The sequence below is a fragment of the Bradyrhizobium sp. BR13661 genome, from assembly GCF_029892425.1.
Taxonomy (GTDB): Bacteria; Pseudomonadota; Alphaproteobacteria; order Rhizobiales; family Xanthobacteraceae; genus Bradyrhizobium.
On the sequence record NZ_JARXWB010000004.1, the window covers coordinates 384,414 to 405,126 of the forward strand.

The 20,713-nt window shown below is 64.3% G+C and carries 22 protein-coding genes; 13 read left to right on the plus strand and 9 right to left on the minus strand.

What is annotated here, in order from left to right; genetic code table 11:
- Positions 1–91 precede the first annotated feature (91 nt).
- A complete protein-coding gene (locus tag M2427_RS09530; RefSeq protein ID WP_280705988.1) occupies positions 92–532 on the plus strand; it encodes a hypothetical protein in 441 nt (146 codons plus the stop codon).
- Between the two features lie 279 nt (positions 533–811).
- Positions 812–2,581 carry a L,D-transpeptidase family protein gene (locus tag M2427_RS09535; RefSeq protein ID WP_280705989.1) on the plus strand — a complete coding sequence of 590 codons (1,770 nt, stop codon included), beginning with the start codon at positions 812–814 and terminating at the stop codon, positions 2,579–2,581.
- 96 nt (positions 2,582–2,677) lie between these two features.
- On the opposite strand, the gene M2427_RS09540 is transcribed toward M2427_RS09535, so the two are convergent.
- The 3 genes from M2427_RS09540 to M2427_RS09550 all read right to left on the minus strand — a co-directional run bounded on the left by M2427_RS09540 (position 2,678) and on the right by M2427_RS09550 (position 4,991).
- Positions 2,678–3,334, minus strand: coding sequence for a hypothetical protein (locus M2427_RS09540; protein ID WP_280705990.1), 657 nt, complete (start codon positions 3,332–3,334; stop codon positions 2,678–2,680).
- A gap of 336 nt (positions 3,335–3,670) precedes the next feature.
- Positions 3,671–4,072: a RidA family protein gene (locus M2427_RS09545; RefSeq protein WP_280705991.1), complete on the minus strand. Its 402-nt coding sequence runs from the start codon at positions 4,070–4,072 to the stop codon at positions 3,671–3,673.
- Between the two features lie 73 nt (positions 4,073–4,145).
- Positions 4,146–4,991: a cell envelope integrity EipB family protein gene (locus tag M2427_RS09550; protein ID WP_280705992.1), complete on the minus strand. Its 846-nt coding sequence runs from the start codon at positions 4,989–4,991 to the stop codon at positions 4,146–4,148.
- Between the two features lie 254 nt (positions 4,992–5,245).
- On the opposite strand from M2427_RS09550, the gene M2427_RS09555 reads away from it, so the two are divergent.
- Genes M2427_RS09555 through M2427_RS09570 form a run of 4 tightly spaced genes read left to right on the plus strand, consistent with a single transcriptional unit; the run spans position 5,246 to position 8,242 of the window.
- Entirely contained in the window at positions 5,246–5,713 is a 468-nt protein-coding gene (locus M2427_RS09555) for a RidA family protein (RefSeq protein ID WP_280705993.1), read from the plus strand.
- A 10-nt stretch (positions 5,714–5,723) separates the two neighbouring features.
- Positions 5,724–6,470, plus strand: a complete 747-nt coding sequence (locus M2427_RS09560) for a glycerophosphodiester phosphodiesterase (protein WP_280705994.1) — start codon at positions 5,724–5,726, stop codon at positions 6,468–6,470.
- Between the two features lie 54 nt (positions 6,471–6,524).
- Positions 6,525–7,766, plus strand: a complete 1,242-nt coding sequence (locus M2427_RS09565; RefSeq protein WP_280705995.1) for a GNAT family N-acetyltransferase — start codon at positions 6,525–6,527, stop codon at positions 7,764–7,766.
- Positions 7,767–7,816: 50 nt separating this feature from the next.
- Positions 7,817–8,242 carry an HIT family protein gene (locus tag M2427_RS09570; protein WP_280705996.1) on the plus strand — a complete coding sequence of 142 codons (426 nt, stop codon included), beginning with the start codon at positions 7,817–7,819 and terminating at the stop codon, positions 8,240–8,242.
- Between the two features lie 3 nt (positions 8,243–8,245).
- Here the strand turns inward: M2427_RS09570 and tsaA are convergent, their stop codons facing one another.
- The 4 genes from tsaA to M2427_RS09590 all read right to left on the minus strand — a co-directional run bounded on the left by tsaA (position 8,246) and on the right by M2427_RS09590 (position 10,979).
- The gene (tsaA, locus tag M2427_RS09575; RefSeq protein ID WP_280705998.1) at positions 8,246–8,737 is read right to left on the minus strand and encodes a tRNA (N6-threonylcarbamoyladenosine(37)-N6)-methyltransferase TrmO; all 492 of its coding nucleotides are present in this window, start codon (positions 8,735–8,737) and stop codon (positions 8,246–8,248) included.
- Between the two features lie 32 nt (positions 8,738–8,769).
- A complete protein-coding gene (locus tag M2427_RS09580; protein ID WP_280705999.1) occupies positions 8,770–9,120 on the minus strand; it encodes an AzlD domain-containing protein in 351 nt (116 codons plus the stop codon).
- Positions 9,117–9,857 carry an AzlC family ABC transporter permease gene (locus M2427_RS09585; RefSeq protein ID WP_280706001.1) on the minus strand — a complete coding sequence of 247 codons (741 nt, stop codon included), beginning with the start codon at positions 9,855–9,857 and terminating at the stop codon, positions 9,117–9,119. Before M2427_RS09585 ends, M2427_RS09580 begins: the two co-directional genes overlap by 4 nt.
- A gap of 102 nt (positions 9,858–9,959) precedes the next feature.
- Entirely contained in the window at positions 9,960–10,979 is a 1,020-nt protein-coding gene (locus M2427_RS09590; protein ID WP_280706002.1) for a lytic transglycosylase domain-containing protein, read from the minus strand.
- A 39-nt stretch (positions 10,980–11,018) separates the two neighbouring features.
- On the opposite strand from M2427_RS09590, the gene M2427_RS09595 reads away from it, so the two are divergent.
- A complete protein-coding gene (locus M2427_RS09595) occupies positions 11,019–12,047 on the plus strand; it encodes a TRAP transporter substrate-binding protein (RefSeq protein ID WP_280706004.1) in 1,029 nt (342 codons plus the stop codon).
- Between the two features lie 72 nt (positions 12,048–12,119).
- Positions 12,120–12,758, plus strand: coding sequence for an HAD family hydrolase (locus M2427_RS09600; protein ID WP_280706005.1), 639 nt, complete (start codon positions 12,120–12,122; stop codon positions 12,756–12,758).
- A gap of 97 nt (positions 12,759–12,855) precedes the next feature.
- On the opposite strand, the gene M2427_RS09605 is transcribed toward M2427_RS09600, so the two are convergent.
- Both M2427_RS09605 and M2427_RS09610 read right to left on the minus strand, forming a co-directional pair.
- A complete protein-coding gene (locus M2427_RS09605; RefSeq protein ID WP_280706006.1) occupies positions 12,856–13,896 on the minus strand; it encodes a phenylacetaldoxime dehydratase family protein in 1,041 nt (346 codons plus the stop codon).
- Between the two features lie 27 nt (positions 13,897–13,923).
- Positions 13,924–14,940 carry a carbon-nitrogen hydrolase family protein gene (locus tag M2427_RS09610; RefSeq protein WP_280706007.1) on the minus strand — a complete coding sequence of 339 codons (1,017 nt, stop codon included), beginning with the start codon at positions 14,938–14,940 and terminating at the stop codon, positions 13,924–13,926.
- A 228-nt stretch (positions 14,941–15,168) separates the two neighbouring features.
- On the opposite strand from M2427_RS09610, the gene M2427_RS09615 reads away from it, so the two are divergent.
- The 5 genes from M2427_RS09615 (at position 15,169) to M2427_RS09635 (ending at position 20,642) form a co-directional block, all read left to right on the plus strand.
- Entirely contained in the window at positions 15,169–16,125 is a 957-nt protein-coding gene (locus M2427_RS09615; RefSeq protein ID WP_280706008.1) for a helix-turn-helix domain-containing protein, read from the plus strand.
- A gap of 99 nt (positions 16,126–16,224) precedes the next feature.
- Positions 16,225–17,619, plus strand: a complete 1,395-nt coding sequence (locus tag M2427_RS09620; protein ID WP_280706009.1) for a methyl-accepting chemotaxis protein — start codon at positions 16,225–16,227, stop codon at positions 17,617–17,619.
- 179 nt (positions 17,620–17,798) lie between these two features.
- On the plus strand, positions 17,799–18,824 hold the full coding sequence (locus tag M2427_RS09625; protein ID WP_280706010.1) for an aldo/keto reductase: 1,026 nt from the start codon (positions 17,799–17,801) through the stop codon (positions 18,822–18,824).
- A gap of 88 nt (positions 18,825–18,912) precedes the next feature.
- Positions 18,913–19,074, plus strand: a complete 162-nt coding sequence (locus M2427_RS09630; RefSeq protein ID WP_280706011.1) for a hypothetical protein — start codon at positions 18,913–18,915, stop codon at positions 19,072–19,074.
- A 146-nt stretch (positions 19,075–19,220) separates the two neighbouring features.
- Entirely contained in the window at positions 19,221–20,642 is a 1,422-nt protein-coding gene (locus M2427_RS09635; RefSeq protein ID WP_280706012.1) for an MFS transporter, read from the plus strand.
- The last annotated feature ends 71 nt before the right edge of the window (positions 20,643–20,713 follow it).

Below are 20,713 nucleotides of genomic sequence, written 5' to 3' on the forward strand. Positions count from 1 at the left end.
AAGTCTGCCGAGGTCGTCGAAGGCGCCACTAAGCGACGTGATCCACAAAGCAAATGTGCTAGCGTGGCGAGCGCTCTATACGTGAGGTATTATGGATTCAGTCGAACCAGACCTTAAGCTCGGCGGGTTCTCACTTTGGGTGTTCGGTCGCCAATTCCCCAATGCTACTGATTATTGGGACGGAAACTGGTTGAACGTGCGAGCACGGATCGAAGCACCCGGGGCGGTAGTTCAGGCGCAGGGTTGCTTTGTTTTTGCGCCCGACCTAGCGAGCTTCACCCGAGAACTTGAAACGCTCCACACGGTGTTGGTTGGTGAGGCCCGGCTACGTTCTTTGGAGCCGAATTTGGAGATTACAATCCAATGCGGCACTGGCGGCCACGTGACCGCAAGATTCATGATCACACCCGACCATATGACCCAATCGCACGAATTCGAATTCTACCTTGATCAGACCTATCTTGGACCGTTCCTGGACGGATGCAGAAGCGTTTTGTCACGCTGGCCAGTACGCCCGCAGGCTTCCGCCTAGGCTCAACAGCAGCCATTCGACCCGCCTTAAGCTTGTCGGTCTACCTCCACTTCAGAACCAGCGGCGATCGAAGAGGATAGCTTCGGGGCCAACAAGCAACGTCCAATTTCGTCGCAACGAACCGCCCGAAAGTGGCGGGAACCGGGACGCCGCCTGTTGCTGGTCGGACCGATAAAGTGTTCACTCCGGCCACCAAGATTCTGGGGGAATCCAATGAGTGCGCTCCGTCTTGACCAAATCCTCGCAAGCGCAGCGGTTGCATTTCTGCTCACGGCGCCAATGCCTGCGCTCGGGCAACAGACGGAGCCGTCCCAGGCAGGTCTGACCGACCCGTCGAAACCGGGCGCCCCCTCTTCCGGCCAGCCCCTCGCCGCGCCGCCGGCCAGCGCTGCGCAGACGGCTGCTCCGGCGACGACGCCGGAACCGGATCGTCCCGCTGATCCGCTGGCTTCCCTCGATCCTGCCGACCGCGCAGTCGCGGAGCGCGTTCGCGATCTTCTCGCCACGAAACCGAACCCGATCTTCACGGACGAAAAGGTTCAAGCGGCCGTCGAAGCCTTCTATCAAAAGCGCAATCTGGCGCCGCTATGGCTCGACAAGGGCGTGGAGAATGCGCGGAGCATGGCTGTGATTGCGCGCCTCAAGAACGCCGACGCCGACGGTCTGGACCATGCCGATTACAAAACGCCGGCCTTTGCCGGGCTTTCGCCGGACGCGCTGGCCGAGGCCGAACTGAGCCTCACGCAGACGATGCTGACCTATGCGAGGCACTTGCAGGCCGGACGTATGCCCCATCGCCAAGTGAGGGAGGACAACATCGCGCTGCCGCAGCGTGCGCCCGATCCAGCCGTGGTGCTGGCGGCCGTCGTCGAGGGAAACGACGCCGGCCAGGCGCTTGATCAGTTCAGCCCGCCGTACGAGAACTATCAGAAGCTCAAGGCCGCGCTGGCGCAGCTGCGCGGCAAGAGTGCTGGCGGCGCCGGCGACGGGATCGCACCGGGTCGCGTGCTCACCCTCAACCGCAAGCGCCCAATGGAAGATGCCCGCGTTCCGCAATTGCGCGAGCGTCTTGGTGTTCCCGGCGAGGCTACCGATCTGCGCTACGATGAGAAGCTTGCCGAGGCCGTCAAAGACTATCAGCGCAGCAACGATCTGCCGCCGACCGGCAATCTGGATGCTCGCACGGTCAAGAAGCTCAATCCCACGAACGACGGCCGCATCGATACCATCATCGCCAATATGGAGCGTTGGCGCTGGTACCACCGCGACGTGCGCAAATCGCGCGTGGAGGTCAACGAGCCGGATTTCACCCTCAAGGTGATCCAGGACGGCCGGCAGATCTGGACCTCGCGCGTCGTGATCGGCAAGCCGAGCATGCCGAGCCCGCTCCTGGCGCAACAGATGGACTCCATCTCCATCAACCCGACCTGGAAGGTGCCGCAGTCGATCGTTCGGAACGAGTACCTGCCGGCGGAGGCGAGAGAACCCGGCACGCTGGCGCGTATGGGGTTTCGCATGAAACGCGTCGACGGCGAGACGGAGATATTTATGCCACCGGGCGGCCAGAATCCGCTGGGCCACATCCGATTCAATTTCTTCAATCGCTTGACGGTGTTTCAGCACGACACCCCGGACCAATATCTGTTCGCCCATGTTGTGCGCGCCGAGAGCCACGGCTGCATGCGCGTGCAGGATGCTCCCAAATACGCCGAAGTCCTCGCCGGCATGGTGCACCCTGAGCTGCAGTGGACGGCGGAGAAGGTCAGGGGTCTGTACGCCGATGGCATCGAGCAGGAGATTCCGCTGGAGTCAGGGCCAATCTGGATCTACCTGACCTACCAGACGGCCTTCGTCGACGACGCGGGCAAGCTGCAAATCCGCCGCGATCTCTACAATCTCGACAGCCGTACGCTGGCAGCGATCAAGGAGGCGCGCGCAATCGCCAATCCGGCCTTGGTGAGCAAATCTGAACCGATGATGGCGACTCCCACGTCGGCCGCCCCCGCACACCGCCGCAAGGTCGCTCCGATGGATCAAGTTCGATCGTAGCGGTTTGATCTGGAAGGCTTCAAGTGCCACGGATATCGGCTATGGATCCGGGTCACCGAGACACGTAGCGACGCTAAGCGGCTGCTGGCAGCCACTTCAGTTCGTCGTGGTCTTGCCGCCGCGCATGGACACGAGCTTTTCCTCGCGAAATCGGAGAACGAACCATGCGGTCTCATCGAAACCGTGTGGGAGCTTTCCGGCGTGCGAATACACCATCTGGGCAGCTTCCGACTTCGATGGCGGTCCCAGCGCCTTGACGACCTCCGAACGCGACATGCCCAAATGCAGCTTGCCGTCGACGACGAGGGGCGCGAACTTTTCCGGGATGATGGGGCAATCGGCCGAGGTCTCGGCGTCCTTGTCGGTGAGCTCTGCAACGATCTCCGTGACGCGATGGTCCGCGCCGCCGATCTCTCCGCTGGACAGCCATAGTCGATGCTGCCCGCGCCTGTAGCACAGCCAAGAGATGCTACCTGCAGCGTCGCCCTGATGTTGGATGGTCCCTTCGCCCACGGCTTCGCGAACCGCACTGAGCGGCGTCTCCTCGAAGCGGCCGGCGAACGCGCCTAGCGAAAACTGGGTCGCCAATCTCTTCTTGACCGTTCGTGGCACGTGCTCGAGCGCATGTTCGTCGAATGGCGGCGGCGCTGTCTGCGCGGAGCAGTCGCTCGCGGGGATCGCGAACAGGAGAAGCAGCGCGAAGAGCGTCGCGGGCGTCAGTTTCCGGGTGTCGGACACGTCAGGTGATCTCATTTCGAGAGCGATCTCCGAAAACGACCAGCATGGGATAGTACCACTGTTTTGCCCGACGCATCAAACGATATTCGTAAAATACGAAATCGCGCCGATCTGAATCGCGCCCCGTGGCGGCCCGGCTGATGACGAAAACGGACCCGAGCCGCAGATGCGGCGATCCTTGCCTGGATGCCGCCGATTTGCTCGACGCCGCAACGACCTGACCGAGCCGACCTGGTGCCGGCGGGCGATCGCGTTTCTACTGTGCATGGGGTTGTTTTTTCAGTCTTGCGAAAAGCGCGGGCGGACGCGGCCCGACAAGGGGACGCGTCGCCCGCGTCGCGTTCAGCGCAATCAATCCGCGACCGCGATCGCCTCGATCTCGATCAGCCATTCCGGCGCGGCAAGCGCGGAAACGCCGACCAGCGTCGAGGCCGGCGGCTCCATGCCCTGGAAGAAGGCCGAGCGGGCCTTGCCGATGATGGGGCGCAGCTCCGGCTTGTAGCCGACGACGAAGGTCGTGATCTTCACGATGTTGGCGTAGGTGGCGCCGGCTGCCTTCAGCGCATGGCCGAGATTCTGCATCACCTGCGTCGTCTGCGCGGAGATATCGCCCTCGCCGACGATCCGCCCCTCCTCGTCGGTCGAGACCTGCCCGGAAATGTAGATGGTGCGCGCACCGGAAGCGGTGACGACGTGCGAATAAGCGGGGTTGTGGTGCAGGCCGCTGGGGCGGAGATGATCGAGCTTGGGCATGGGCTGGCTCCCGACGTTTGTGATTGGACGGGAGCGTAACCGGAGATGGCGTTGAGGGCTAGCCTCGCGCCGCTCAATTGCAGGGCTTGCTGTCCTTGACGTCGAACTTGCCCATCGCGCCGGAGATCACAAAATCGTTGTAATCGAGCAGGAGCTGGCGAGAGACGCCGTTCTCGTAGAGCTCGAACGCCATCGCATAGACGGGCGTCTGCTCGCCCTCCTTCTGCTGGACGTCGCGGTCGAAATAGCTGACCGTCACCGGCCAGCGCTTCAGCGACTTCATGTGCTCGTCCGACGTCGACGGATCAGGCGAGGCGGTGCGGTCGTCGGAAATCGGCTGACCGATCACGGTCAGCGTGTTGTAGACCTTCTGGCCATCGTCGGAGCCGTCATAGACGGAGAGCTCCAGCAGCGGCTTGCCGTCCTTGGCAGCGGCAATGATGCGCTGGATCTGCTCGGTCGGGAACACGATCTTGCCGTCGAGGGTGAAGTTCTTCGGCGCCGGCAGCTTCAGCTTGACGTTGATGTGGTCGCCGTCGCGCTCCGCCGAGCCGTCGACGAGACCCGCCTCGGTCTCGTTCATCCGCGTCTCGATCTTGAAGCGGTAGCTTTTGCCCGCGGCGTCCTCCCAGGAATTGGAGCGGAGGTCGCTGAGCGTGATCTTGCCCTCGCCGCTGTCGAGCTCGGAGACCTGGCGGAATTCGGACGTGTAGCCTTCGCAAGCGCTCCCGGCGAAATTGTAGAGGATGCGGCCGCGGGCGCTGTTGATGGAGCTGGAGCGCGATTTGACCAGGCTCAGATCATAGAGCGCCTGATGCGCGAGGAAGGGACCATTCGCTGCATGCACGCCACCACCGGCGCCGACAGTGACCGCGGCGAGCGCGATCACACCGAGTGAAGTCCGGAAAAGGTGCACCATGTCTATTCCCTGGGGGACACGCAGATTCGACACTTTAATGACCGTTCCATTGCGTCGCAACTGGGGCAGATTCACGTAAAGTTGCGCCTCCGCGCTGAACCTCCTGACCTGCCTCAGGAAAATACAGCCCGCCCACGGCGTTCCACCGCCTGATCGGCTTGCTTGCATGTGACGGCATGATGGGCGAAACAGGGCGCGCCCGGCCGTCACGAGAGGCGCCGGAGCAGATGAGTTTTCAGACATCGAGGTCGAACATGGCGGGCACGGTCGAGCAGAAACTGGCGGAACAGGGCATCAAGCTGCACGACGCCCCCACCCCCGTCGCCAATTACGTGCCGTTCGTTCGGACCGGCAATCTGCTGTTCGTCTCCGGCCAGGTCTGTTTCGACCCATCAGGCAAGCTGATCGCCAAGGGCAAGCTCGGCGCCGGCGTCTCGCTCGAGGACGGTGCCGCGGCGGCGCGCGGCTGTGCGGTGAACCTGCTGGCGCAGGTCAAGGCTGCCATCGGTGACCTCGACAAGGTCGTACGCGTGGTGCGCCTCGGCGGCTTCATCAACTCCGCACCGGATTTTCTGGATGGACCGAAGGTGCTCAACGGCGCCTCCGACCTGATGGTCGCAGCCTTCGGCGACAAGGGTCGCCACGCCCGCACCACCGTCGGCGTCGCCTCGCTGCCCGCGGATGCGGCGGTCGAGGTGGAAGGCGTGTTCGAGGTCGCCTGAGGCCGATATCGTGCGTGCTCCTGCTTGGCTGACAGCGCGGCCGGTCGCCCATCGCGGCCTGCATGACATCTCGCGTGGCATCGTGGAAAACATGCCGGGCGCGGTGCAGGCTGCGATATCAGGCAATTTTGCGATCGAGGTCGACATCCAGCTCTCGGCTGACGGCGAGGCCATGGTACATCACGACCATGCGCTCGGCCGCCTCACTGATGCCAGCGGCCCGGTCGTTGCGAAGACCGCGGCCGAGCTGAAGGCCATCACATTCAAGGACACGACCGAGCGGATGATGTCGCTTGGCGACCTCTGCGCCATGGTCGCCGGCCGCGTCCCCTTGGTGATCGAGGTGAAGAGCCATTTCGACGGCGACCGCAAACTGGTGAAGCGGATGGCCGAGGTGCTGGCCTCCTATCAGGGGCACGCGGTCGGCATGTCCTTTGATCCCGACCAGGTGCTGGCGCTGCGAGAGCTGCTGCCCTCCCGCCCGCGCGGCATCGTCGCCCAGCGGAGCTATGAGGACGAATACTGGGCTTATCTGACCGAGACGCAGCGCGACAGCATGCTGTACCTGCGCCACGGCTTCCAGACCCAGCCGCACTTCGTCGCCTTCAAGGTCGACCATTTGCCGGCGCCGGCCCCCTGGGTCGCCCGCAACGTCTTCGGCTGCGCCCTGCTCGGCTGGACCACCCGCACACCGGAGCAGCGGACGCGGGTTGCGCGATATGCCGATCAGATGATCTTTGAGGGCTTCGTGCCGTAGGCTTGATGTTCCCGACCCTTGAAGTCGCTGCTGCAATGCACGATCTTGGGCGTAATGGCATCATCCGACATCACCCTGGAGGCGGTCCCGTCCATTGGCGAAGTTTCGCCGGAGGATTGGGACGCCTGCGCCAATCCTGGCAACATCTGCAACGGCCATGGCCTGGGAACCTCATCCGGGCTTCCAGGCGATTCGCTCGGCCTCTTAAAGCCTGCCTACAACCCGTTCGTCTCCCACGCCTTTCTGTCCGCCGTCGAGAAATCGGGTTCGGCCACGATCCGCACCGGCTGGGGACCGCGGCACCTCGTGGCCAAGATCGGCGGCCGCGTCGCCGGGGTCGTGCCCTGCTATTTGAAATCACACAGCCAGGGCGAATACGTCTTCGACCGCGGCTGGGCGGACGCCTATGAGCGCGCCGGCGGGCGCTACTATCCCAAGCTTCAGGTGTCGGTTCCCTTCACGCCGGCGACGGGGCCGCGGCTGCTGGTCCGCGACGGCGTCGACCACGATCGTATCACCGAGGCGCTGGCGAGCGGTCTGGTGGCGCTGTGCGGCGTCAGCAAGGCCTCTTCGGTGCACGTGACCTTCGCGCGCGAGGCCGAATGGAAACTTCTCGCCCAGCACGGCTTCCTGCAGCGAACCGACCAGCAGTTCCACTGGCGCAACGAGGGTTTTGCCAGCTTCGACGATTTCCTGGCGACGCTGAATTCCCGTCACCGCAAATCGATCAAGCGCGAGCGGCGCGATGCGCTCGCCGCCGGCATCACCATCCATTGGCTCACCGGCAAGGACATCACCGAAGACGCCTGGGATGCCTTCTTCATGTTCTACATGGAGACCGGCTCGCGCAAATGGGGCCGCCCCTATCTCACCCGCGAATTCTTCTCGCTGATCGGCGAGACGATGAGCCAGGACGTGCTGCTGGTGATGGCCCGCCGCAACGACCGCTGGATCGCGGGCGCCATCAACTTCATCGGCTCGGACACGCTGTTCGGGCGCAACTGGGGTGCGGTCGAGCATCATCCCTTCCTCCATTTCGAGGTCTGCTACTACCAGGCGATCGACTTCGCCATCAAACACGGCCTCACGCATGTCGAGGCCGGCGCGCAGGGCGAGCACAAGATCGCGCGCGGCTACCTGCCGCGGACGACGCACTCCGCCCATTTCATCGCCGACCCCGGCTTGCGCCGCGCCATCGACGATTACCTCAAGCGCGAGCGCGCCTATGTCGCGGAGGCCGGACGGGAGCTCGCCGAGCTCGGCCCCTTCCGGAAAGGCATCGACGAGGCGCCTTGACGTGCGTGTGGGGCTGGTGACAGTAAGCCGCAAGATCCGGGAGCCCCGCCATGACCGCCTACGACCCTAACAACATCTTCGCAAAGATCCTGCGCGGCGAGCTACCCTGCCACAAGGTCTATGAGGACGAGCACGTGTTCGCCTTCCTCGACATCATGCCGCGGGTCACGGGCCACACGCTGGTGATCCCGAAGGCTCCCTCCCGCAACATCCTCGACATCGCGCCTGATGACTTCGCCCATGTCGCCCGCGGCGCCAAGACGATCGCGCTGGCCGCCATGAAGGCGTTCAACGCCGACGGCATCAGCGTGCATCAGTTCAGCGAAGCCGCCGGCGGACAAGTGGTGTTTCATCTGCACATGCACGTGCTGCCGCGCCATGACGGCGTGGCCATGTTGCCGGCCGCCAGCCGCAAGGAAGACGACAAGGTCCTGCAGGAGAACGCGGCCAAGTTGATCGCGGCCTTGAAGTCCTGACCCTCACTCCGCCTGAAAATCCCCCGGCTGCGGCACCGCCAGCGGAGTGAACTCGCAGCGATCGGGCTTGATGTCGATCAGCGGCGTGTTGTCGATGCAGTCGAGCCCGCGCACCAGGATGGCATTTCCCTCGATGCCGACGAGCTTCACGATCGAGGTGCCGATCGGGTTCGGCCGCACCGGCGAGCGCAGCGAAAACGTGCCGCGGGTTTTATCGTTGTTCTTCGGGCTTTGCAGCACGATGTCGCGGCGCGACTGGTCGAGCCAGTAGAGCACTTCGAGATTGTTGTAGAAATCGACACCCTTCATTGCAGGCACGAACGGCTCGAAGATCTCGAGGCGGCATATCGGACCATCCTGGCGCCCCTGCCGCGGCGTCTCCAGCCGCGAGGTCCAGGGTGTGCGGATGCGGCCGATGAAGACGAGGCCTGCATCTTCCGTCGACGGCAGCTCGATGGCGACCTCGCCCTCGCGGAGCTCGTTTTCGCGAACCATATTTCCTGTTCCTTGGCTTGTCGGAGGCGGTTTTAGCCCAACCACCACTTGCCGGCCAGCATGAAGACTTCGCCGGCAACAACGCCCGCAAAGATCGAGCGGCGGGTCAGCAGGAACACGACGAGGCCGGCGGCCACGGCGCCATAGCGCAGGCCATCCGGCACGCTGGCGAGCGCGCCGGGCGGCTGGACCACGATCTGGGCGATGACGCCGGCCAGGATCGCGGTGGCAACTGCCCTCACCCAGACCAGCAGCTCGGAGCCCTCATCGATGCCGCCGCCGAACCACAGGCCCAGCATGCGCCATATCTGGTTGGGAATGACGCCGGCGACGAACAGCACGACCAGCGCCTGCCAATCACCGATCAGTTGCGCGGCGCTCATGCGCGCACCTCCCGCCACCAGTGCACGCCATAGGCGATCGTGCCGGCCGCAAGGCCGCTGACGAGGATGTCGAGGCCGGAGTTCATCGTCGCCGCCAGCGGATACAGCACAACGCCGAGCGCGAGCGCGACGACATCAGCGACCTCGCGGCTGTTGCGGGCGGTCGAGAACAGGAACGACAGCGGCGTCAGCAGCAGGATTGCCGCTCCAAGCGTCTGCGTCAGGTTGGCGGCGAGGAAATAACCGATCGTGTTGGCGGTGAGACACACCGAGACCAAGCCAAAGCCAAGCCCGTTGACGAAGGCAATCCGCCGCTCGCGTGGCACCTGAGGCAGGAAGCGATGGCATTCGACCCACAGCGTCACGGCCGTGAGATGCGCAGCGAAAAACAGCTCGCGTCGCTTGGTTGTCGGGGAGCGCATCAGGGGCAGTACCGAGACCACCATCGGAAACAGCCTGATGGCGCTGACGGTCACAGCAATCGCCGACTGGATGATAGTCGCGCCCGAGCCAAGCGTGGTGATCAAGATGATCTGCGCTGGACCTGCCCAGACGAACAGCGTCGAGCAGAGCGCCCAGAGCAGGCTGAAATGGCTGTCATGGGCGAGCGCGCCGATACCGAGATAGGTCGCGAACAGGACCAGCGTGAGGATCGTCTGCATGATCGACCGCAGCCCCCAGCCGAAGGCGCGCCACGGACTTTGCCATTGAGGGGAATCAAGCGGAGGAAGCGCCACGGGAGCTTGGCCGAAGGGTCAGGAATCGTGCCTGCATAACGGGCAATGCCGGGGCTGACGTCAAGGAAGCCCGCGGCGGGGCTGGCATGCGCGTGGCACCGCTCACCCGCTGACACCCCTGTTCTTCAGCACAAAGCACGCCCCACCCGCTTTCCGGATGCGATTGCAGAGATCGTCAGCCTCGGGTCGCGTATCAGTGCCAATGCGCACCTGGTAGAAGGCGTGCGACCCGCGGCTGCGCACCACCGAGCTCAGCAGGCTCGGATCGCGTTCGCCAATCACGGCGCTCAGCCGCGTCACGGCGCGGGAATACATCGCCAGCGCCTTGTTGCGATTGAAGCCGGCGGCGAGCTGCACGCCCCAGAGCTTGGCGGCGGCGAGCTCGACATGCTGCTCCAGCTCGGCGACGAACGGGTTCGGCGCGCGCTTGAGCAGCGCCATCAGGTCGCGGCAGCTCGTCGGCGGTGAGCTCGGCGGCCCCTTGCCCGTGCTGCCGGCCTTGGCCCACGTGTCAACGCTTGCACCGGTAATGGCGTAGACGTAGCTGCGGGTCTGCTCCGGCATGCCGCCGCTGCCGGCGAGCCATTCCTGCACCCGTCGCGGGCCGGCATTGTAGGCGGCTGCGGCGAGACCGAGATTGCCGAACTGGCTGCGCAGCTCGTTCAGGAACTCCGCCGATTTCGGCAGAGCCTGAACCGGATTGAACGGATTGAGCAATCCGCGCTCGCTCGCGGTGCCCGGCATGAACTGCGCAATGCCCTGAGCCTGCTCGCCGCTACGCGTTATCGGGCCCACCGCATCGGCCTGGAAACGGCTCTCCTGCCAGATCACGCGGGCGAAGAATTCCAGCGGCAGATTGGCGTCGCGCGCGGCCGCCTCGACGATCAGGCAGATCGATTCCCGCGTGTCACTTTCGCGCGCATCCGCCGGCTTATCAGGCGGCACTGCAGGTTCTTCGCTGGGGACCGCCACGCTGGTCTTTGCTGGCGAACTGTCCAATGCTGCCGCCCCCATCGCCGAAACGAACAGCGCGGCGACGACGATTGATGCAATTCGCGCCAATGGTGCCCAAGCAACGCGATGGCGGCTACCGGCGCGGCGTGCGACAAGATGATCTGCCATATCGTGGCATCGTGCCATGGTTCGTCGAGTTGCCAATCTATGCTGTCTGACCTGCTTGTCTCAATGCGTTCGCCCGCCAAACGGATCCAGGCGCTTCTAGCGGTCGCGGCGCTCCTCCTGAACGCCGCGCCGGCTTTTGCGCAAAATACCGCTCAAACCGTCTGGCGAATGACCACCGAATACCCGGAGAACAACATCTCCGGGATCGGGCTCACCACTTTCGCCGGGCGCGTAACCGCGCGCACAAACGGTTTCGTGACCGTGACCAACGCCTTCGACAACCAGCTGAAGATCAGCTCGGTCGAGATGCCGCGCGCGGCGCTGGACGGCCGGATCACCGGTGGCGACGCCTTCGCGGGCGCACTCTCGGGCCTTGATCCCGTGCTTGGCCTCTCGACCCTGCCCTTCCTGGTCCAATCGGTCGATATCGCCCACGCTGCCAATGTGCGCGCACGGCCACTCTACGAGAAAGCGCTCGCAGCGCGCGGCCTCAAGCTGCTCTACCTGACGATCTGGCCGGCCACCGGCCTTTGGTCGGACCGTGCGCTCGCAGGCGCCGAGGATCTGCCGAAACTCAATCTGCGGGCTTACGATGCCAATTCCAGCGAGATGATGAAGGCAGCCGGGGCCAACGCGCAATTCCTGCCAATGGACAAAGCGCTTGCCGGCCTGAAGGATCACCAACTGAACGCGTTCCTCACCTCCGGCGACGGCGGCGCGGGACGCAAATTATGGGACTTCCTGCCTTATTTCACGGCCATCAACTACGCGATGCCGGTCTCGATCGCCTTCGTCCGCAACGAGGCATTCGACGCGCTACCAGAGCCGATGCAGCGCGAGGTGCTAGCTGCTGCAGCCGAGACTGAGCGGAGCCAATTCGCACTGTTGGCGAACCGCACGTCCGAGAATTACGCGCGCATGCGCGACAACGGCGTCAAGATCGCAGAGCCTGCGCCGCCATCCCTGGTCGCAGCGCTTCGCAACGTTGCGACGGGCACGATCGCCACGTGGGAGGCTCAGGCCGGCGCTGATGCCACCGCCATCGTCGAATGGGCGAAACAGCAATGACGCAACGGCTCTTGACTTGAGACCCGATCCGACTAGCAACGGACCGACAATTTCAACGCGAGCCGGCTCCTGATGGCGACTGTCTTTTTCGATCTCGATGGCACGCTGACCAACCCGAAACCCGGGATCACCCGCTCCATCCAGTACGCTTTGGAGCGGCTGAGCCTCGCGGTGCCTGATGAGGACGAGTTGACCTGGTGCATCGGGCCGCCGCTGCATGCGAGCCTGAAGAAGCTCACCGGAACGGACGCGCTAGCCGATCGAGCCCTGCTGCTCTACCGCGAACGCTTCGGCGACGTCGGCCTGTTCGAGAATGAGGCCTATGCCGGCATCACGGACACTCTGGCGACGCTTGCCGCGACGACGCCGCGCATGTTCGTGGCGACCAGCAAGCCAGCGGTCTACGCCACCCGCATCGTCGAGCACTTTGGCCTGAAGCCGTATTTCGAGCGTGTGTTCGGCTCCGAGCTCGACGGCACGCGCGTCGACAAGCGCGACCTGCTGCGCTACGCGCTCGACGAGACCAGGGTGGATGCCACCAGCGCCATCATGATCGGCGACCGCAGCCATGACGTCGTCGGCGCGCGCACCAACGGCATGACCGCGATCGGTGTGCTCTACGGCTATGGCAGCGAGGCCGAGCTCAGGGACGCCGGCGCGCATCACATCTGCGCCGCGCATCCGGAGGTGCTCGGCCATTGTGTCGGCTAAAGCGCGACGAGATTTGGCTGAATCATCCTCGCGCTTTAGCTCTTTGTTTGAGCATGATCTTGTCGGAAAACCGCTTCACACTTTTCCGGATCATGCTCTAGGCGCTGACGGTCTCCACCGCAGCAAGCATGCCCGTCTTCGGATGGCAGTTCAGATATTCGAAGAACTGCTCATCCGCGGTCGCTACCGTGACCTCGTGATAGAGCCGCAGCTTCGCTGACGGCCCCAGCGTCGAGAGATATTTCATCGCCGCGCCGAAGATCTTGACGTGGGTCGGATGCGATTCCGCCCAGCGTTCCAGCGCGGCCAGACTTTTCCACCAGCTCTGTCCGTAGGATTTTTCACTCGCCTTGCCGTCGGCCGAGAGCACCTGCATGTAGCGGTTGGCATAGCAGCCGATCGCAAGCCCGTCGTCGCGCAGGAAATCCATGCCTTCGCGCAGCACCGGCTCGACGTCGTCGAGATAGAGCCTCCGCTCCGATGCCTCGGTATCGCTCCAGTCCTGCCCGGAGCGGATCAGGCAGAGATTGTCGTGCGCCTTCACGCGCAGCCTTGCCCCGTCACGGACCACTTCGGGATTACCGCCCGGCGACATCGGATCGGTCTGCGACAGCGGAATGCGATCGCGCATGCCGCCCCAATAAGCGTGCTCCTGTACCTCGCCGCTCATGCCATCGGCAATCGCCGCAACGCCTTCCGGCCGGCCGAGCGAGGAGAACAACGTCTCGTGCCGCGCGACCGTAGGACGCAGCACCTCGGTGAAAGTGCCGATGCCGTCGCGCTGCTTTCCGGTCCACGCCTCGCGCGCCGGTGCAAACCAGGCGTCGAAGCGCGCGATGTCGTCCCAATAGGCGACCGAAACAATGTTCGCATAGCCTGCCTGATCGACATAATGCGCGCGGTCCCAATGCGTGGGACCGCCGTCGCCGGCGAACAGCCGGGCGACTTCAGCGAGCGCTTCCGTTGCAGCCGCCGACATCGAGCCACGATGTTGCACGCCGAAATAGGCCATCACGACGCGGCCAACCGCGGGCTTGTAGCGCGCCACGAACGACGGATATGGCGGCTGGTAATCGTCAGGCACGCGCTTGTGGCGCGTTCGCTCGGTTTCGAGATGCAGAGGAATTGCGGATTCCATGTTCGTGCCCTCCTCGTGCTGCCGGCGTCAGCTTGCCGCCGCGCCAATATCTGCCGGCTCGATCGTGTCGACCGGCAGAGCGAACTGCTCGACGCGCTGGTATCGCTTCTTGTTGAGCAGCAGCCGCGTGACGTCGGGCCGAGAATAATGCCCAGCTGGGTCAGCGGCGTTCTTTGCAACACCGATGGCACCGAGATCGATCTCGGCAATCAAAAGCCCCTCCTGGTCCGGCGCCAGCTTGTCGCCGATCTGGCTGCCATCAGGGCCGTAGATCGCAGCGAAGCCGCCGCCGACATGCAGCAGCGCATTCTTGTCCGGCCGGTCGCAGAGCTCGTCGATCATTGCCTGCGAAACCGTCGCGCATGGCGCCAGCACGAAGCAGGAGCCCTCCACGGCATAGACGCGCGAGGCGGCGTTGTTGACCTCGGCACCGAGGGCCGGCGCGAAGGGATCGTACAGCGAGAAGCTCGGCCAGGCCGCGACATGCACCTGCTCGTTCTGGGCGTACATCGCATATTTCGACAGCGGCTGGAGATGTTCCCAGCAGCACAGCGCACCCAAGCGGCCGATGTCGGGGCGCGCGTGGACCGCAAGATCGCTGCCGTCACCCTCGCCATAGACGGTGCGCTCGGCGTGGGTCGGCCGCAATTTGCGGCGTTTTGCGATGGTCTCGCCGTCGGGCCCGATCAGCCATTGCGCCAGGTACAGGCTGCCGCCGTCTCGTTCGGACAGGCCGATCACGGCCGTGAGCTTGGCCTTGCGCACGGCATCGCGCAGCCGCTCCGCCTGCGGGCTGTCATAGGACAACGAATTGTCGAAATAGCGCTGCACGAAACCGCGGCCAATCGCCCAGGCCGGCGAGTCCATCCAGATATGCCAGGGGTAACCGGGGATGAAGGCCTCCGGAAACGCGATCAGCTTGGCGCCCTTTTCAGCGGCTTCCCTGATCAGCGCGATCGACTTGTCGACCGAGGCGTCGAGATCGAGCCAGGCGGGCGCCGCCTGCACCACCGCGACCTTGTATTTCGGATGTTCGATACCCATTGCTGCCTCCGTTGCCGGTTGATCCAGGACCCTGGTGATCCAAGACTTGGTTGATCAAAGACCGCGTCCGATGCAGTCTATTGGGCCAAGCCGGGCGGTCGCGTGCTCGACCGCGGCGGAACAAAAACTCGACTGGAAGGGATCGCCGCCCGGTACGGAACTTGCCTGCGCTCAGGCTGTGTCTGCGCCACCAAGCGGTTTTGCGGGAAGCGAAAGGGAGGCCTGCCGATGACAATCCAGTTCACGACAGACGGCAGCCCCGGCTATCGGCGGCTCGCCCTCTGGCAGGACATCGTCTGCGACGTCTTCGTCGGGCTCGACTGCAAGTCGGACCTCGGCAGCGCCTTTCACGGCTCGGTCACGCAAATCCCCCTCGGTAAGGCCGTTTGCTCCGAGGTCTGCTCGGACCGCCAGCACGTGTTCCGCACGCCCTCGCGTATCGCGCGCTCGGATCAGGATTACGTTCTCGTCGCGCTTGGCAATCGCGGTGATGGCGGCGTCGTGCAGGACGGCCGCGAGACCGTGATCCATCCTGGCGAATTCGCGCTGTACGACACCACGCGTCCCTACGAGCTGAAGTTCAGGGGCAGGTTCTCCCAGACCATCTTCAAGGTGCCGCGCGAGATGCTGCAGCGGCGGCTCGGCGGCACCGAGACACTCACCGCGATCACGTTCGGGGCCGACGCGCCGCTCGAGCGGCTCGCTTATGATTTCGTCTTCAGGCTTTGCGAGAGCGCGGGCCGGCTCGCGCCGCACAGCGCCGCCACTCTGTCGGAACAGGCCGTGGATTTGCTGGCGATGGCACTGAGCGAACGGCTCGGCAGGACGCAGCTACCATCGTCGACCCATCGCTCCGCCCTGCTCTATCGGCTCAAGGCCCACATCCGCAGTCGCCTCGCCGATCCCGACCTGTCGCTGTCGGAGACCGCCGCCGCGCTCGGCATCTCGTCGCGTTACGTCAACGATCTCCTCGCCGACGAGGACACCTCGTTTCAACGCCATCTACTTGCCGAGCGCCTGGCCCAGTGCAAGCGCGATCTCGCCTCGCCCGTACTCGCGCACCGCCACATCAGCGAGATTGCGTTCGCCTGGGGCTTCAACGACGTCTCGCATTTTGGTCGCGTCTTCCGCGAGCACTACGGGATGTCGCCGCGCGACTTCCGGCAGAGCCAGTTGCGGCATTGAGACGCTCGTTGCGAAATTCCGATAGAGAAACTTACGGGATGTTCAACACTGGTGGCGTAAAATTACCACCCGTCCACCAAAGTTATCCCGGATCGCCATATGTCCATTCTTGCTGGAATCAGCCGCAAGCGTCCGACTGAGCTCGCGGGCGATCATCATGTGACGCCGGACCAGCCGTCGATCTCGCCGGATCGCGACGAGGCCTTGGCGGCGTTCATCGAGGCCCTGATCGAGGGCAACTTCCTGGCACCCGGCTACCGGGGCAGCGACCGTCTCTCCAATGCCGTCTCGAAGCTCGCAGCCAGACTGGCCAAGGATGCCTCGGAAAGACTGGACCGCATCGTCGATCTCAATGTTCAGAGCAATGAAACCGCGATTTCCGCGGCCCGGATGCTCACGGCTTGTCGGAACGTCGACGAGAGGACCCAGGCGCTGGCTGCCGCAAGCGAGGAGATGGTCGCCTCGGTTGGCCAGATCCGAGCCAATGCCGAGGACGCGGCCGGAAGCGCGGCGAAAATGAAATCGAACGCCGAGCAAGGCATGACCACCGTCCGGCATGCGTCCAGGGCGATGGAGCGTGTCGAGACGACGGCAAACGAAGCCTCCGACAAGATCGTGGCGCTCAGCGCCGCATCCGAGGAAATCGGCGCCATTGTCTCCGCGATCGATGCAATCGCAAAGCAGACCAACCTGCTGGCGCTGAACGCGACGATCGAAGCTGCGCGTGCCGGCGAAGCCGGGCGCGGCTTTGCCGTTGTCGCTTCAGAGGTCAAGGCGCTTTCGCAGCAGACCGGCAAGGCGACCGAAGACATTCGTGACCGGATTCAGAGGTTGAGAAACGAAGTCGAGCTGATCGTGACCGCCATGTCGGATTGCAGGTCGGCGGCCGTCGAGAGCAAGAACGTCGTCGCGCAGCTCGGCGAGGAGATGTCGGGCGTGGAAAATCAGACCACTACCCTCAGTCAGGGCATGCATGAGATTACCAGCATCCTCGACCAGCAGACCAATGCATCCCGCGAGGTGGCCGAAGGCATCGCCGCGATCGCGCAGATGACCCAGGCCAGTGTCGATCAGATCAAGAGCATCTCTTCGCAGCTCGACGTCGGCCAGGGTATCGCCGGGCGACAACTTCAGGATCTCGCCAGCCTGTCGTTCGACAACAAGATTCCGCGGCTCGCCAAGGCTGATCACGTGATCTGGAAGAAGCGGCTTGCCGACATGGCGGTCGGGCGCGCGACCTTGAAGGCCGACGAACTCGCCGATCATCATTCCTGCCGGCTGGGCAAATGGTACTATGGCGAAGGCTCCCTCGCGATCCGCAACCACCGATCCTTTGGACCGCTCGAGAGGCCGCACGCCGAGGTTCATGAACACGGCAAGCGGGCCGCCAAACTGTTTGCAGACGGTGACCTCTCCGGCGCCCTCAAGGAAATCTCCCTGGTAGAGGAAGCCTCAGTCGAAGTGCTCAGGCTTCTCGACGATCTGGCGCGCTGAGACACCGGTCGCGCGCGAATATCGAGGCCGCCGGCCTGCAGACGACAACGGCGTAACGAGCCGCATCACGCAGAGCAGAGCCGCCATGTGCGCACGCGATGGCCCAAGAAACCTGCCTGCATTACCATTGCTCTCCAAGACCGCGCCAATCCATCAGCGGTCGCTTGGGGAGCAGTTCGATGGAATATCGGCGCTTGGGCCGGTCAGGCCTCATGGTGCCCGCTTTGAGCCTTGGCACGGGCACGTTCGGCGGCGTCGGCCGCCTCGCCGCCTGGGGAACCACCGACGCCACCGAAGCGCGGCGCCTTCTGGACATTTGCCTCGAGGCCGGCGTGTCGATGTTCGACACCGCCGACGTCTATTCGCTCGGTGAATCCGAGCGCGTCCTCGGTGCAGCCATCAAGGGCCGCCGCGACAAGGTGCTGGTCTCGACCAAGGCCACCTTCCGCTTCGGCGACGGCCCCAACGATGTCGGCTCGTCGCGGCAGCACCTGCTCGCGGCCATCGACGGCTCGCTGAGCCGGCTCGGCACCGACTATATCGACCTGTTCCAGCTTCACGGCTTCGACGCGATGACGCCGCCGGAGGAGGTGCTCAGCACGCTCGACGTGCTCGTACGCGCCGGCAAGATCCGCTACGTCGGCGTCTCGAATTTCTCGGGCTGGCACCTCATGAAGTCGCTCTCCGTTGCCGACAAGCACGGGTTCCCGCGCTACGTCGCCAACCAGACGTACTACTCGCTGGTCGGGCGCGACTATGAGTGGGAGCTGATGCCGCTCGGCCTCGACCAGGGGCTCGGTGCCGTGGTCTGGTCGCCGCTCGGTTGGGGGCGCCTCACCGGAAAGATCCGCCGCGGCCAGCCGAAGCCTGAAGTGAGCCGGCTGCCCAAGACCGCCGATTTCGGCCCGCCCGTGCCCGATGAGCACGTCTATCGCGTGGTCGAGGCGATCGACGAGGTCGCCAAGGAGACCGGCAAGAGCGTTTCGCAGATTGCACTGAACTGGCTGCTGCAGCGTCCGACCGTGTCGACGCTGATCATCGGCGCGCGCAACGAGACGCAGCTGCGCGAAAATCTCGGCGCGGTCGGCTGGTCCCTGACCAAGGACCAGATCGCAAAACTCGACGCCGCCAGCAAGGTGACGCTGCCCTATCCGTACTGGCACCAGCGCGGCACCTTCTCCGATCGAAATCCACCGCCGGTGTGATTGTCTTAGCCGCAAGGGCCGGCTTTGAGCTGTATCAAACCGACCCTGGCGGACAATGGCATCGTGCAGCCCCAGTGAGGGCAGTCCGATGCGCAGATTTGCCATGAAGGCCCTGTTCACGGCCCTTAACCTCGACCGTGCCGAGCGAACGCGGATCGACTGGGATCGTCGCATCCTGATTTTCTCGACCGCCGTGTCGATCGGGCTTATTGCGCTCTACATCTTCGGCAAGACGACCTCGCGCTGGTGAACCAGCGAAGGGTGCGCCGATCCATGCCTGTCGCGCCGAGAGCCCTGCTTCCGGCACGGGAACCGTCCGTGTCCTGCCGGGTTGCGATAGGCAGCGCAATTTCCTAATCGAGGGGACACACGGCTCGAATCAAGCACGCCTCCACCATGTCGTCAGTCCCGATCGAACATGCCGACGGCCTGCCACAGCCTCAGCGCAATCAGGCCATCCTGACCATTGCGCTCGGCATCACCATGGCCGTCGTCGACAGCGCCATTGCCAATGTCGCATTGCCGACGATTGCAACCGACCTGAACGCGAGTCCGGCGTTCTCGATCTGGATCGTCAACGGCTATCAGCTTGCGATCACGATCTCGCTGCTGCCGCTGGCTTCACTTGGCGAGATCGTCGGCTATCGCCGCGTCTATCTGGTCGGGCTCGCGCTGTTCACGCTCGCATCAGCCTTCTGCGCGCTGGCGCATACACTGCCGCTGCTGACGATCGCCCGCATCATCCAGGGCTTCGGCGCGGCCGGCATCATGAGCGTCAACTCAGCGCTGGTTCGTTTCACTTATCCGCGCAGCCTGCTCGGGCGCGGCATCGGGCTCAATGCGCTCGTCGTCGCTTTCTCCGCTGCGATCGGGCCGACCCTTGCGGCCGGCATCCTCGCAGTTGGCAGCTGGCCCTGGCTGTTCGCCATCAACGTGCCGCTCGGCGTGGTGACCCTGGTGCTCGGCCTGCGCAGCCTGCCGCACGCGAATCTGGCGAGCCATTCCTTCGACTGGCAGAGCGCGGGGCTCTCGGCGATCACCTTCGGCATCGGCATCGCCGCGATCGACAGCGTCGGTCACGGCGAGGCGACGGTGACCTGCCTGATCCAGTTCGCGATTGCGATCGTCGCCGGCGCGTTGCTCGTCTATCGCGAGACCCACATGAAGTCGCCGCTGTTGCCGGTCGACCTGCTGCGCATTCCGGTGTTCGGGCTGTCGATTGCGACCTCGGTCGCTTCGTTCTGCGGCCAGATGCTGGCCTTCGTCGCGATCCCCTTCTACCTCCAGAGCCGCTTCGGCTACTCGGCCGTGCACATGGGCCTCCTGATCACGCCATGGCCGATCGCAGTGGCGTGCGCCGCTCCCCTCGCCGGCCGCCTGGTCGAGCGCTATCCGTCCGGCCTGCTCGGCGGCATCGGGCTGACGCTTTTCGCCTGCGGCCTTGCTGCGCTGGCTTTCCTGCCTCTGAGCCCGACGCCGCTCGACGTCGTCTGGCGGATGGCATTGGCGGGCTTCGGATTTGGCCTGTTCCAGACGCCGAACAACCGCACCATGATCGCAGCCGCACCACGTGACCGCGCCGGCGGTGCAAGCGGCATGCTGGGCACGGCACGCCTGCTCGGCCAGACCACCGGAGCTGCGCTGGTGGCTCTCTTCCTTGGGCGCTATCCGATCGAGGGGACGCGGATCGCGCTCCTCGCCGGCGTCGGATTTGCGCTCTGCGGCGCCATGCTGAGCATGTTGCGGCTATCGCCGGCCGGCGCGCGCGGCGCTGAACAAGTTCGCGTCCAGGACGACCAGCGCCTACGGGGCGAATAGCCAACCCACGCCCGGATATCCACCGATTGCAGACGCAACCCCTGCGTGGCTTAACTATCTGGCGTATTGAC

What these genes read in the sequence shown, in the direction of transcription:
- M2427_RS09635 (WP_280706012.1), top strand. Translation starts at nt 19,221, where the DNA reads ATGTCGTCAGTCCCGATCGAACATGCCGACGGCCTGCCACAGCCTCAG.
- M2427_RS09570 (WP_280705996.1), top strand. Translation starts at nt 7,817, where the DNA reads ATGACCGCCTACGACCCTAACAACATCTTCGCAAAGATCCTGCGCGGC.
- M2427_RS09595 (WP_280706004.1), top strand. Translation starts at nt 11,019, where the DNA reads ATGCTGTCTGACCTGCTTGTCTCAATGCGTTCGCCCGCCAAACGGATC.
- M2427_RS09615 (WP_280706008.1), top strand. Translation starts at nt 15,169, where the DNA reads ATGACAATCCAGTTCACGACAGACGGCAGCCCCGGCTATCGGCGGCTC.
- M2427_RS09610 (WP_280706007.1), bottom strand. Translation starts at nt 14,940, where the DNA reads ATGGGTATCGAACATCCGAAATACAAGGTCGCGGTGGTGCAGGCGGCG.
- M2427_RS09545 (WP_280705991.1), bottom strand. Translation starts at nt 4,072, where the DNA reads ATGCCCAAGCTCGATCATCTCCGCCCCAGCGGCCTGCACCACAACCCC.
- M2427_RS09620 (WP_280706009.1), top strand. Translation starts at nt 16,225, where the DNA reads ATGTCCATTCTTGCTGGAATCAGCCGCAAGCGTCCGACTGAGCTCGCG.
- M2427_RS09530 (WP_280705988.1), top strand. Translation starts at nt 92, where the DNA reads ATGGATTCAGTCGAACCAGACCTTAAGCTCGGCGGGTTCTCACTTTGG.
- M2427_RS09630 (WP_280706011.1), top strand. Translation starts at nt 18,913, where the DNA reads ATGCGCAGATTTGCCATGAAGGCCCTGTTCACGGCCCTTAACCTCGAC.
- M2427_RS09565 (WP_280705995.1), top strand. Translation starts at nt 6,525, where the DNA reads ATGGCATCATCCGACATCACCCTGGAGGCGGTCCCGTCCATTGGCGAA.
- M2427_RS09540 (WP_280705990.1), bottom strand. Translation starts at nt 3,334, where the DNA reads ATGAGATCACCTGACGTGTCCGACACCCGGAAACTGACGCCCGCGACG.
- M2427_RS09580 (WP_280705999.1), bottom strand. Translation starts at nt 9,120, where the DNA reads ATGAGCGCCGCGCAACTGATCGGTGATTGGCAGGCGCTGGTCGTGCTG.
- tsaA (WP_280705998.1), bottom strand. Translation starts at nt 8,737, where the DNA reads ATGGTTCGCGAAAACGAGCTCCGCGAGGGCGAGGTCGCCATCGAGCTG.
- M2427_RS09600 (WP_280706005.1), top strand. Translation starts at nt 12,120, where the DNA reads ATGGCGACTGTCTTTTTCGATCTCGATGGCACGCTGACCAACCCGAAA.
- M2427_RS09550 (WP_280705992.1), bottom strand. Translation starts at nt 4,991, where the DNA reads ATGGTGCACCTTTTCCGGACTTCACTCGGTGTGATCGCGCTCGCCGCG.
- M2427_RS09625 (WP_280706010.1), top strand. Translation starts at nt 17,799, where the DNA reads ATGGAATATCGGCGCTTGGGCCGGTCAGGCCTCATGGTGCCCGCTTTG.
- M2427_RS09555 (WP_280705993.1), top strand. Translation starts at nt 5,246, where the DNA reads ATGGCGGGCACGGTCGAGCAGAAACTGGCGGAACAGGGCATCAAGCTG.
- M2427_RS09605 (WP_280706006.1), bottom strand. Translation starts at nt 13,896, where the DNA reads ATGGAATCCGCAATTCCTCTGCATCTCGAAACCGAGCGAACGCGCCAC.
- M2427_RS09590 (WP_280706002.1), bottom strand. Translation starts at nt 10,979, where the DNA reads ATGGCAGATCATCTTGTCGCACGCCGCGCCGGTAGCCGCCATCGCGTT.
- M2427_RS09535 (WP_280705989.1), top strand. Translation starts at nt 812, where the DNA reads ATGCCTGCGCTCGGGCAACAGACGGAGCCGTCCCAGGCAGGTCTGACC.